The following is a 13,203-nucleotide window of genomic DNA, read 5'->3' as shown; positions in this document are numbered from 1 at the left end:
TGAGGTATAAGAATATGTTAAGAGAGAGATTTGTAGTAAGAAGTCATGAACATTTAGATGGACATACGCATGAATATAAATAGAAATGTTTAAAATTCATAAAAAGATTTTTATTTTGTAATTCCATGAAGGTTTAAATAAAAATTTAATATTTTAAGTAAAAATTATTGATAGTAAATAAGAAAGTGAACTGTTAAGGCAAATAACTTTAATAGTTCACTTTTATTAATTATATAAGTATTAAATTTAAATCCAATGATTAACTAAAAAAGAAGCTATATTTTCATAAGGTATTTTTTCTGTTTTTAATAAACTTTGGACAACCAAACCATCAACTATAGACATAAGTAAGAAAGAAAATGATTCAGCATCCTGTTCATTTTCTCTACTATTATATTTTTCTAGTGATTCGACAATTTCAGATTTAAGAGTAGTTCTCCATTCAATATATTTTAATCTCATTCTTTCTTTTAAATCATCATTTGAAGTAATCGCCTCACAAATAAGATACATATGTACCCTACCACGACTTTCTATAGTAGAGATTTTCTCTAAGATTAAGTTAACCATTTCTATTTGAGATTTTTTTGATTTGACATTTTTTACGCAGTTTAGTATAGCACTAGTTATAACTTCTAAATGAGTATCCGCAATATCATATATAATATCATTTTTAGATGCGTAGTGATAATACAAAGTACCTTTACTTATATTTACATCTTTTGCAATATCAGCAAGGCTAGTATTTTGAACTCCATTTTTGGCTATTAAATTGGTTGCAGATGATAAAATAGCCTGTTTCATATTATTTGCTTTCATAAAACCTACCTTTCCATGTATATTTATAACAAATTAATAACATTATAAGCTTATGAATATTTATTGTCAACAAAGCGAGAATCTATATCTATTGACTTTTTTTCATTCAAAATATAAAATAATAATTAAATCGGTCGTACGACCGACTGAATAAATAAAATAATATCTTATAGTGAGGTTAATATGGATAAAATAAAATTGATAGTGGACAGTGCATGTGACTTACCTGATGATATAATAGAAAAATACAACATAGAAGTTGTTGGTTTAAATGTATCTTTTGGAGAAGAAAGTTATATATCTGGAAAGGAAATAGATAATGAAACTTTCTATAGAAAAATGAGTGAGAGTAAAGTGCTACCAAAAACATCATGTCCTTCACCTGATAAATTTTTAGAAGCATATCATTGTCATGAAGAAAGTGTATTGGTAATTAATATAAGTTCAGGATTATCTGGAACTTATAATAGTGCACTTTTGGCAAAGGATATGTTTGAAAAGGAAGGAAATAACAAAAAAATTGAGATTATAGATTCACTTAGTGGGTCAATTGGAATAGGACAATTAGTGTTAAAAGCAGCAATATTAATAAAAGAAGGAAAAGAAATTGAAGAGATTGTTTCAATAATAAATAAATATAAAGATAATCCCCCATTCTTTGGAACTCTTGAAACTTTAGAAAATGCTATTAAGGGCGGTAGAATAAACCCAATAGCAGGAAAAATTATAAATACCTTGAATTTTAAAGCGATAATACAAGTTGCAGATGGCATTGTAACTCCTATAGATAAGGCAAGAGGCGAAGGTAATAGCTTGAAAAAGCTGATTACTTTAGTAGAGTCAAAAATTAATGATAAAGAAGAAAAGGTTTTATTTATAGGGCATGCTAACTGTCCTGAAAAGGCTCAAAAGGTAAGGGAAGTTATGGAAAAGGATGTAAAATACAAAGATGTTGTAATCTGTGAAGTTGGTTCAGTGATGGGTACATATACTTCAAAAGGTGCAATTTTAATAACTGCAATATAAATAATGAGTTGAAAAATTAAAGGGGTTCATAAGAACCCCGAATTTATGTGATAATTGTTCTTTTAAAAACCAAAATCCAAATTTTGATTATAATAGATACATGTGTTATAAACACGTTGTACTTTCATTAGACGTTGAAACAATTATTTTAATATTATTTGAGTTAATCTTAGAATTAACCAACTACACATATTTCTTTATCAAGTTTGTTTAATATCTCGCAACCATCTTCAGTAACAAGCACTAAATCTTCTATTCTAACTCCAAACTCACCTGGTAAATATATACCTGGTTCTATAGAGAATATCATTCCTGGTTGTACAGTATCTGTATTTATAGAAGATACATCTCCTTTATCATGAACTTCAAGTCCTATAGAGTGACCAGTTCTATGAGTAAAGTATTGTCCATAGCCTTTTTCAGTTATGTAATCACGAGCAGCAGCATCTATATCACAGAATCTAACTCCTGGTTTTACAATAGATTCAGCTCTCTTATTAGCTTCAAGAACTATTTCAAATATTTCTCTACCTTTTTCAGGTATTTCTTTATAGAATACAGTTCTTGTCATATCAGCACAATAATTATCTTTTATACAACCTATATCTAATATTATTGCATCTCCTGGTTTTACAAGTGCATTTCCAGGTTCACCATGTGGATTAGCTCCATTAGGTCCAAAGCCTATAATAGGGTCAAATGAAAATCCATCAGTACCTAGGTCTTCATATATTTTAGATAACTTACCAACAAGTTGTTTTTCTGTAAGTTCACCAGAAATAGTAGCCTTAAGTTGTTCCATAGCCTTGTCATTTAATCTTGAAGCTATTCTCATTAGTTCTTTTTCTTCATCATCTTTACACATTCTTAGAGTATCTATTATATAAGATGAGTTTACAAATTTACTTCCTCCACCTAATTCTATTAAGTTTAATAAGAATCTAGCTGGCCAGTTTTTATCAACACCCATAGTAGCATTTTTGTCTATATGCTCAGCTATTATTTCTACTGGATTTTGAGTATCATTAAACCAAACCATTTCAACACCTAAATCTTCTGCAACTGGGAATAATTCATTTATAAATAATTTATTATTGCCATTTAAATTTAAGTATAATGATAGTAATCTTTCACCTGGATGGATTAGTACCCCTGTCAGATAAAATATCGAAGTAGGGTCACTTACTAACATTTGAGAAATATCATCTTTTTTCATTTGTTCAAGTACAGCATTTAATCTTTGAGTTTTCATAATAATTTCCTCCTAATCAAAATTCAATACAAGTCAATTTTAGCACTATTAAACAAAAAATAGTATACTTTTCTTCTAGAAATATAAAAAAATTTTGGTATATATTTTTTATATTAAATTTAATCATTGTTTTTACATTAAAATAGAAATAAAATGACATTTTATTGTGAAAATATTATAAAAATAGTAAATAAAATTTATAAAGCCACGTATTTAGGCTTTTTACATAATCATGAAAAATAATAAATAAAATTTTATATTAAAATAATATTGAAACAATCTTAAAAATTTAGTATGATTAAAATTAAAGTGGTAGAGTTTTTGAGATGTATCACTTTTAATAAAATTTGATTTCAAAGCATTTAGATTTTATCAGTAATGCTTTTAATAATGTGAATATTATGAAGATTATTGATTTGATGACAATGAATCTATTTTATCAATTTTGAAATCAATTTTTTACTAATTAATAGAGAGGGGAATTTAAATTAGGATGGAAAAGAAAAAAATAGGCCTATGGAGTTTGGTATTTATGAATGTATCAGCTTTATACGGTATAAGATGGATAGCTAAGTCTACAGCATCAAGCTTTGGTTTAGGATTAGGTGCAATACCTATGTGGTTATTATTTTCATTTATATACTTTGTACCAGGAGCTTTAATTTGTGCTGAATTAGCTTCTACATATCAAAAAGGTGATGGAGGTCTGTACGATTGGGTTAAGGAAGCCTTTGGAGAAAAATATGGATTTTTAGTTTCTTGGCTAAACTGGACAGCTAAAATATTTTGGTATTCTTCATTCTTAACTTTTTTAGCAGTAAATGTTTCTTATACAATAGGAAATCCAGCACTTGCAGACAATAAGATGTTTGTACTTATATTATCTTTAATAATATTCTGGGCATTATCTCTTATAGCAACTAAAGGAATAAGTTTTACAAAGATATTCACTAATACAGGTGCATTAGGTTCAACAATACCAAGTGCTATACTTATAATATTTTCATTTGTAGCAGTATTAGTACTTAAAAAACATGATATAGCTTCAACATATACAGTAGCTTCAATGACTCCAAAACTTAATATGGATGCATTTGTTGCTATATCAGCTATAATGTTTGGTTTAGCAGGAGCAGAAACTTCAGCTAACTTCATAACAGAAATAGATAAGCCTGAAAAGAACTTCCCTAAGGCTATATTAATATCAGCTGGAATAGTAGCTTCATTATATGTATTAGGTTCAATTGCAATAACAATGATAATACCACCAGACCAAATTACTGCTTCTAAAGGTGTGCTAGATGCACTTGCAGCTGTTTGTGAATCTTTAGGAATAGGTTCTTGGTTGGTTCAACTGATAGCTTTTGGTATAGCTTTTTCAATATTAGGAGCAATAGTTCTTTATATAGCATCACCAATAAAAATGTTATTTGGTAGCGTTAAAAAGGGAGTATTTCCTGATAGTTTGGTAGAAGTAAATGAACATAAGATACCTTCTAAAGCAGTTATACTTCAAGCAATAATAGTTACTATAATACTATTGGTGACTACATTAATGCCTTCTGTTGATGCTATATACAATGTTCTTGTTACTATGACAGCATTAACTGCATTATTCCCATATGTATTATTATATGCTTCTTATATTAAACTAAGAAAAGAGAGACCAGATGAAATTAGACCTTATACTATGGCAAAATCAACAAGTACTTGTATAGGTTTAGCCAAAATGGTTTTAGTTGTAACTGTAGTTGGTATATTATTATCTGCAGCACCAGTTATGCCTACATTTGCTGAAAATATTATATATGAGATAGAGATGATTGGTGGAGGTCTTCTAGTTATATTATCTGGTTTATGGTTATGGAATAGATATGAAAAGAAAACAGCTAAATAAAATGTATTTTAAAAATTTCTTTTGGATATTATAATATATAGTTGACAATTTATAGTGTAAGGAATATTATAAAATAAAGAAATTAATAAATTAAATCCTGAGATAAGAAATAGTAAATAAATATATTTTTGTACAGAGAATTAAGGTGGCTGAGAACTTAATAAAAAGTATTTATTGAATGGGTCTTTGAGGAGTAAAATGAAATGTAATTTAAGAAAGATTACAGAGTATTTGATATCGTGTATGCACGTTACAGCATATATTAAGATATATATATTCAATTTTGAGTGTATATAAATTTAGGTGGTACCACGGAAAATATATCCGTCCTATTGATTTAGGACGGATTTTTTAATATAGAAAATTTAGGAGGAAAAATGAACGTAATAGGAATTATAGGTGCAATGGATGAAGAAGTTAGTATTTTAGTTGATTTAATGGATATTAAAGAGACTATAAAAAAAGCTAGTTTAGAATTTTATAAGGGAACTTTAGAAGGTAAGAATGTAGTATTAGTAAAGTGTGGCATAGGTAAGGTTAATTCTGCTCTTTGTGCACAGATACTAATAAGCGAATTTAAAGTTAATGCTATTGTTAATACAGGTGTCGCAGGAGCTTTAAACGAAAACCTTGATGTTAATGATATAGTAATATCAACTGATGCTATACAATATGATGTAGATACTACAGCATTTGGAGACCCTAAGGGAGTTATACCAAGAATGAAGACTTCTGTATTTAAAGCAGATGAAAGACTTATAGATGCTGCTTATAAATCTTCTAGAGAGAGAATAAAGACTCACAAAGTATTGAAAGGAAGGGTAGTTACAGGAGATAAATTTATAAATTCTAAAGAATTAAAAGAAGAACTAGTAAATGATTTTGGTGGATATTGTGGAGAAATGGAAGGTGGAGCTATAGCTCATGTATGCTACTTAAATAATACTCCATTCGTAATAATAAGAGCAATGTCTGATAAGGCAGATGGCAGTGCTGATGTTACGTATGATGTATTTGTACATGATGCTGCTAATAATTCTAAAGATATAGTTTTAAATATGTTAAAATCAATATAATATATAAGGAGGTACAAATAAAATGAGTGAAAAAAAAGTTATATTTAGTGGCGCACAGCCATCAGGCAAAATGACTTTAGGAAATTATTTAGGAGCTATAAAAAACTGGACTGAACTTCAAGATAATTATGATTGCTATTATAGTATAGTTGATTTACATGCAATAACAGTACCTCAGGACCCTAAAGTTTTAAGAGCTAATGCTATAGAATTGCTTGCTCAATATATAGCTTGTGGATTAGACCCAGAAAAAAATACTATATTTATACAGTCACATGTCAAAGAGCATGTTGAACTTATGTGGGTATTAAATACTATGACTTATATGGGTGAATTAAGTAGAATGACTCAATTTAAGGATAAATCACAAAAGAGTGAAGCAAATCTAAATGCAGGTTTATTCACATATCCAGTTCTTATGGCTGCTGATATATTGTTGTATCAAACTGATTTAGTTCCAGTTGGGGATGACCAAAAACAACATTTAGAATTAGCTCGTGATTTAGCAAATAGATTTAATAATAGATTTTCACCTACTTTTGTAGTTCCAGAAGGATATTACCCAAAAGGTGGAGCAAGAGTGATGAGTTTACAAGAACCAACTAAGAAAATGAGTAAGTCTGATTCAAATGAAAATGCATTTATATTATTAGCAGATGATTCAGATTCTATAAAGAGAAAGATAAAAAGAAGTGTTACTGATTCTTTAGGTGTTGTAAAATACACTGATGAACAACCTGGTATTAAAAATCTAATTGATATATATTCTAATTTAAGTAAAAAGAGTGTAGAAGAGGTTGTAAACATGTATGAAGGAAAGGGTTATGGCGTATTTAAAGAAGATGTAGCTGAAGTAGTATCAGAAGCTTTAAGACCTATAAGAGAAAGATATGTTGACCTTCTTAATAATAAAGATTATTTAGAAAAAATATATAGTATGGGAGCAGAAAAAGCTGAAAAACAAGCTAGAAAAACTCTTAGAAAAGTCTATAAAAAAGTTGGATTTATAGAGAGAAGATATTAATTGTATTATTTATCTTTATGTTGTAAATAAATTTTAATAAAAAGTATATGTTAGGAAAGAGAGAGAATGTTATTAATACAATATTCTCTCTCTTTTTGTGATAAAAAAAGATGAGCTTTTGCTCATCTCAAAGGGGTTAGATTATTCTTACTTTGGGGAAAGTAGAATAAAGGTAAAAGTTAACTGATGTTAACTTTGTCTTTTTTGCATATCACTACTGAGCATAAAAAAATCAGAAAACCATAGCCTTCTGAACTAACTTCGAACATGTATACATCACATTTTATGCCCAATATGTAATTTATGAATTAATTTTAACTCTTATAATGAAAATTGTCAATAATATATCAAAAAAATATTTTTTAAATTTATATAATTAAATGAATTTATTTTTATGTATCTAATTTACAGTAAAAATATATTTAATTTAGTAGAAAAAAGAGTGTTTCATGAACTAAAAAGTTCATTTTGAGACACTCTCTTTTTTTGAATCAAATCTTATTTTTTATTGTATGTTTAATTTACTTTTCCACATACTATTTTTATGATATAAATATTAAAATTAGAGGTGTTAAAAATGGATACTAAAAAATATAAAGATAAATTATTAAAAGAAAGAGAAAATTTAACTAATTTAGTAGAGGATATGAAAGATAATACTTTATTTGGAGATACAACTAAACATACAAGCGAAAAATATTCATCAGGAGAATTATCTAGTTATGATAATCATATAGGAGATATGGGAACGGATTTATATATGCAAAATATGCAAAACAGTTTAATAAATCATGAAGAAGGAAGGCTATATCAAATCGATTTAGCATTATCTAAAATAGAAAATGGAACGTATGGAATTTGTGATTTATGTCATAATCAAATCGATTTAGAAAGATTAGATATATTACCTGATACAAGTTTGTGCAAGAATTGTGCAAAAAAAGAAAATACTTTATTAGGTGATGCAATGCAAAATCCTGATGTAGAAGATTCTAACTTTTATTCAGAAGACCTAACAAATTTAACTGATTTAAATAAGAATGGAACATTGAGAGATTAAAAAGCTGACATCATATATTGCTAGAATGAATTAGAAAAGAGGTAATGACATGAAGAAAGCAATATTGGCTATATGTATATGTTTATTATCTATAGTAGGTGTATATACATATAATCATAATACACATAATCAAAATAGTTTAAAAGAAACCTATAGTTTAAATGACAATATAAAAGACGATTATGAAGATGTAATAATCAAGAAAGGAAATGAGGATGAAAAAATTCTAGCGTTGACTTTCGATGATGGTCCAGATGAGGATTTTACACCACAAGTACTTGATATATTAAAGAAAAATGATGTAAAAGCAACTTTTTTTGTAGTTGGAGAAAAAGTAAAGTGCAACAAAGATTTATTAAAAAGACAGCATGACGAGGGACATGAAATAGGAAATCATACATTTACACATATAAATGTTGCAAAAAATAGTTATGGTAATGTAGAAAAAGAAATAACAGATACACAAAATCTTGTAAAAAATGTAATAGGAGTAGAACCAAAAATATTTAGACCTCCATATAGAGCCATGAGTAAAAGTGTGTGTGATATTATAGTTTCTAAAGATATGAATATAATTCTTTGGTCAAACTTGGACCCTAGAGATTGGTCAAATCCCGGAGTAGATACAATTATAAATACTATCCTTACGAAAGTCCAAAATGGTAATATAATACTTTTGCATGATTATAATACTAAAAGAAACGATAAGTCACAAACTATACAAGCTTTAGAAGTAGTAATTCCTAAATTAAAAGAGAGAGGATATAAATTCGTAACAGTATCTGAACTTATACAACACTTAGATAAAAATAAGCAAGTACAAAAATAAAAATATTAGTTTGAAGGTTAGTGGTACTTGTAAATTTAAATACAAGTATCATTAATCTTTAAGCTATAAAATACATAAAAAGTATTGAGTAGTATAGCACTTTTAAATTTTTTATACATAATAATAAGATTTTAAATTTGTAATAATTTATAATATAAAAAAATAGTATTATTTTAAATTTTGTGCTAGTTTTATTAAAAGAATACAATTTTAATAAAGTTGCTCTTTAGAGTATTTTTTTTGTATAATAGTAATAGTGTATTTCAGATAAAGTTGATTTTTAAATAATTTATAGGGGGAAAAATCATTGTTCTATGTATTAATAATAATTCTACTTATAGGATTAGACCAACTGTCTAAAATATGGGTATTGAATAATTTGGTAGGTGTATCAACTATACCAATAATAAATAATGTATTTCATTTGACATATGTCGAAAATAGAGGTGCAGCATTTGGATTATTACAAAACAATCAATGGATATTTATAATAGTTGCATTACTTGCAACCGTATTTGGATTGTATTATCTTAATACAAGAAAGGTACATATACTTGGCAAGTTTGGGGTTATATTAGTCATATCTGGTGCTTTAGGAAATTTGATTGATAGAGTGAGGTTGGGCTTTGTAGTAGACTATTTTGACTTTAGGATTATATGGGAATATGTATTCAATGTAGCTGATGTATTTGTAGTTATAGGAACTGTATTTTTATGTATATATGTTTTATTTTTTGAAAGTAAAAGTAGGTGATTTAATGGATGAAGTAAAAGAGTTTTTAGTACTTGAAGAGGAAGAAGAAGTTAGACTTGATATTTACCTAGCAGAACAATTAGGTGATATGTCACGAAGTTATATACAAAAAATTATAAAAGATGGCAAAGTAAAGGTTAATAATAAAGTAGAAAAGGCCAAATATCTAGTTAAAGAGGAGGATAAGATTGTTATAGAGATACCAAAACCTAAAGTATTAGAAGTTGTATCTCAAGATATTCCAATAGACATTGTATATGAAGATGATGATGTATTAATAATAAATAAACCTCAGGATATGGTTGTTCATCCTGCCCCTGGGAATTATGAAAATACGCTGGTAAATGGAATTTTGTATCATTGCAAAGATAAATTATCATCAATAAATGGCGTTATTAGACCTGGTATAGTTCATAGAATAGATAAAGATACTTCTGGTCTTCTTATGATAGCCAAGAATAATTATGCACATAATTTTCTAGCGGAACAATTGAAGAAACATACTATAACTAGGGAGTATGAATTTATATGCTATGGTGTGGTTAAAGAAGATAAAATAACTATTGACAAACCTATAGGAAGAAATCCTAAGGATAGGTTAAAAATGGCTGTAGTAAAAGGTGGAAAAAATGCAATCACTCATTTTGAAGTGGTAGAAAGATTTGATAAATTTACTCATATGAGAGCTAGGCTTGAAACTGGTAGAACTCATCAAATAAGAGTTCATGCTTTGTCTATAAATCACCCACTTTTAGGTGATAGTGTATATGGTCCAAAAGAAAATAAATTTAAACTAAAAGGGCAAACTTTACATGCTAAGAAGTTGGGGTTTATACATCCTACTACTAAGGAATATATCGAATTTAATTCAGAATTACCTGAGTATTTTAAGGAAGTTATTAGAAAAATAAAATAGGTATTTGTATAATACTTATAAATCATGTGTTTGTTTTTATATAAGTGATAAATTTAGTGAAATTTAAGTAAAATATTTCACATTAAAGTATTTTATTTAAAAAAGCTTGAAAAATTTGAAATATAAATATATAATTTGAGTTAATAGATTAAAAAATTATCTTTAAACGATACGGAGATATCGTAAGACAATTGCTAAATTAGACTGTATATTTTTATATAAGAGCTTCTTGTCTTGTGATGAGGAGTTTTTTGCTGTTTAAATTGAAATTTTAAGTAAAGATAAAGTTATAAAAAATTAAAAGAAAGGGGTATATTTGTCAAAGAGATATATTATATCTTTGGCGATAATTAGGATATGGTAGAAAAAGCTCAATTAATGGATGAAAAGGCAATAGCAAGAGCAATTACTAGAATAAGTCATGAAATAATTGAAAGAAATAAAGGTGTAGAAAATCTAGTTTTAGTTGGAATAAAGACTAGAGGTGTACCAATTGCAAATAGAATTTCTAAAAAAATAGAACAAATAGAAGGAACAAAAGTAGATACAGGAGATATTGATATAACTTTGTATAGAGATGATTTGGAAAAAATTGATGTTGACCCTGTAGTTAAGGGAACATACTTAGACTTCAATGTAAATGATAAGACAGTAGTTCTAGTTGATGATGTTTTATATACAGGAAGAAGTGTAAGAGCGTCACTGGATGCTATTATCGATATAGGAAGACCTAAAGCAATACAATTAGCAGTGTTAGTAGATAGAGGTCATAGAGAGTTGCCTATAAGAGCAGATTACGTAGGAAAAAATGTACCTACTTCTAGACATGAAATTATAGCTGTTAGTTTATTAGAAATTGATGGAGAAGATTCGGTTACAATCAAAGAATAATTATTTTTAAATATTATATAAAAGCTTAGCATTGAATAGTCAGGGAGGAGGATAAAGCTTACATAGATTGCACAAAATAAATATTATAATTTTATGGATGTGTGTCTTAATGTAGTCTTTATTCTCCTTTGTTTGAGTTTTTTTGTCGTAAAATATAAAATAATGATAAGTTATATAATAAGCATATAGAGATTAAAAAATAGAATCTAGGGAATGATAATTAATTAAAAGATATTAATTAGACAGAGGATTTATTTATATATAATAATTTTGGAGGTTTTTATGAAAAAAACAATAATGTCTTTACAACATCTATTAGCCATGTTTGGAGCAACCGTATTAGTTCCTATTTTGACAGGCTTTAATCCGTCAGTTGCAATTTTCTGTGCTGGTGTTGGTACATTGATATTTCATTTTTGTACAGAAGGAAAAGTACCTGCCTTTCTAGGTTCAAGTTTTGCATTTATACCAGTTATACTAGCAGCTAAAGATGTGTATGGAGGAGATTTAGCATATGCTCAAGGTGGTATAATAGTAGCAGGATTAATTTATATTATAATGTCGATTATAGTAAAAATAGTTGGAGTAAATAAAATTAAATTATATTTTCCAGCACAAGTTACAGGAGCTATGATAGTAGTTATAGGCTTAAATTTATTACCAACAGCTTTTAGTATGGCTTCAGCCAATTTTGTAATAGCATTCATAACTTTAGCAATAGCAATTTTAACTAATAAGTTTGGTAGAGGATTTACAAAACAATTAGGAATATTAATAGCTGTTTTTTCTGGGTATATAATCTGTTTGATATTAAGGTTAGTAGATGTGACTACAATTACAGAAGCAAGTTTATTTGCAATACCTAACTTTACAGTTCCTAAATTCAGTTTAGGAGCAATTGTTATTATATCTCCAGTTGTGTTAGCTGTATTTATGGAACATATAGGAGATATGACTACTAATGGTGCTGTAGTAGGTAAAAACTTTATAGAAAATCCAGGGTTAAATAGAACACTACTTGGAGATGGATTTGCGACTATAGTTGCAGGTTGTTTAGGTGGACCAGCTAATACAACTTATGGAGAAAATACAGCAGTACTTGCTATAACAAAAAACTATGACCCTTCAATACTTAGACGTACGGCGGTATTTGCTATATTACTTGCGTGTGTAGGCAAGTTTGGAGGATTCCTTCAAAGTATACCAGGTTCAGTTATGGGTGGAATTAGTATAATGCTATTTTCAATGATAACTTATGTAGGATTAAAAACTATAAGAGATAGTTCTTGTGTAGAAAGTAAGATAAATATGTTAATAATAGCAGTTATATTACTAATAGGTCTTGGAACAACATATTTATCTAATAAAGGTATTTCTATTGGAATACCTATAACAAGTACAGTAAAGATAACAGGTCTTAGTTTAGCTGCAATTGTTGGAATTGTATTAAATAGAATTTTAAATAATCAAGATTTTAAAGTTGAAGAATAATAAATTGTATCTTGTATAATTTTAAATAATTAATTTTCTATGGACATTTGTAATTATTGTTGATATAATGATTAAAAATAAATGAAAGAAAGGGCAAGGTAACTGGGACAATGAGAATATAATCTATTTTTTATAATTTAAAGTATTGTAATTTTTGAAAAGCCTATT

12 protein-coding genes and 1 other annotated feature are annotated in these 13,203 nt (G+C 27.7%); of the genes, 10 read left to right on the top strand and 2 right to left on the bottom strand.

Annotated elements, in window-relative coordinates; genetic code table 11:
- Positions 1-246 precede the first annotated feature (246 nt).
- On the bottom strand, positions 247-819 hold the full coding sequence (locus JJC02_12645; GenBank protein UDN53747.1) for a TetR/AcrR family transcriptional regulator: 573 nt from the start codon (positions 817-819) through the stop codon (positions 247-249).
- 183 nt (positions 820-1,002) lie between these two features.
- Between JJC02_12645 and JJC02_12640 the strand changes: the two genes are divergently transcribed.
- Positions 1,003-1,845, top strand: coding sequence for a DegV family protein (locus JJC02_12640; GenBank protein ID UDN53746.1), 843 nt, complete (start codon positions 1,003-1,005; stop codon positions 1,843-1,845).
- 175 nt (positions 1,846-2,020) lie between these two features.
- On the opposite strand, the gene JJC02_12635 is transcribed toward JJC02_12640, so the two are convergent.
- Positions 2,021-3,097, bottom strand: coding sequence for an aminopeptidase P family protein (locus JJC02_12635; GenBank protein UDN53745.1), 1,077 nt, complete (start codon positions 3,095-3,097; stop codon positions 2,021-2,023).
- Between the two features lie 493 nt (positions 3,098-3,590).
- Here JJC02_12635 and JJC02_12630 point away from each other — a divergent pair, with 493 nt between their 5' ends.
- From JJC02_12630 to JJC02_12590, 9 genes are all read left to right on the top strand, one after another.
- Positions 3,591-4,994: an amino acid permease gene (locus tag JJC02_12630; protein UDN53744.1), complete on the top strand. Its 1,404-nt coding sequence runs from the start codon at positions 3,591-3,593 to the stop codon at positions 4,992-4,994.
- A gap of 90 nt (positions 4,995-5,084) precedes the next feature.
- Positions 5,085-5,329 (top strand) — a binding site (T-box leader).
- A gap of 42 nt (positions 5,330-5,371) precedes the next feature.
- The gene (locus tag JJC02_12625) at positions 5,372-6,070 is read left to right on the top strand and encodes a 5'-methylthioadenosine/adenosylhomocysteine nucleosidase (GenBank protein ID UDN53743.1); all 699 of its coding nucleotides are present in this window, start codon (positions 5,372-5,374) and stop codon (positions 6,068-6,070) included.
- Positions 6,071-6,092: 22 nt separating this feature from the next.
- Positions 6,093-7,094 carry a tryptophan--tRNA ligase gene (gene trpS, locus JJC02_12620; protein UDN53742.1) on the top strand — a complete coding sequence of 334 codons (1,002 nt, stop codon included), beginning with the start codon at positions 6,093-6,095 and terminating at the stop codon, positions 7,092-7,094.
- A 577-nt stretch (positions 7,095-7,671) separates the two neighbouring features.
- The gene (locus JJC02_12615; GenBank protein UDN53741.1) at positions 7,672-8,154 is read left to right on the top strand and encodes a TraR/DksA C4-type zinc finger protein; all 483 of its coding nucleotides are present in this window, start codon (positions 7,672-7,674) and stop codon (positions 8,152-8,154) included.
- 49 nt (positions 8,155-8,203) lie between these two features.
- Complete coding sequence (locus JJC02_12610) at positions 8,204-8,983, top strand: polysaccharide deacetylase family protein (protein ID UDN53740.1); 780 nt, start codon at positions 8,204-8,206, stop codon at positions 8,981-8,983.
- Between the two features lie 307 nt (positions 8,984-9,290).
- Positions 9,291-9,737, top strand: coding sequence for a signal peptidase II (gene lspA / locus JJC02_12605; GenBank protein UDN53739.1), 447 nt, complete (start codon positions 9,291-9,293; stop codon positions 9,735-9,737).
- Positions 9,706-10,653, top strand: a complete 948-nt coding sequence (locus JJC02_12600; GenBank protein UDN53738.1) for an RluA family pseudouridine synthase — start codon at positions 9,706-9,708, stop codon at positions 10,651-10,653. Before lspA ends, JJC02_12600 begins: the two co-directional genes overlap by 32 nt.
- A gap of 357 nt (positions 10,654-11,010) precedes the next feature.
- A complete protein-coding gene (gene pyrR, locus JJC02_12595) occupies positions 11,011-11,544 on the top strand; it encodes a bifunctional pyr operon transcriptional regulator/uracil phosphoribosyltransferase PyrR (protein ID UDN53737.1) in 534 nt (177 codons plus the stop codon).
- A 282-nt stretch (positions 11,545-11,826) separates the two neighbouring features.
- A complete protein-coding gene (locus JJC02_12590) occupies positions 11,827-13,035 on the top strand; it encodes a uracil permease (GenBank protein ID UDN53736.1) in 1,209 nt (402 codons plus the stop codon).
- Positions 13,036-13,203: the final 168 nt, after the last annotated feature.

It is taken from the genome of Clostridioides sp. ES-S-0054-01, from assembly GCA_021561035.1.
Taxonomy (GTDB): Bacteria; Bacillota; Clostridia; order Peptostreptococcales; family Peptostreptococcaceae; genus Clostridioides.
This window is presented reverse-complemented; position numbering and strand designations above follow the sequence as displayed.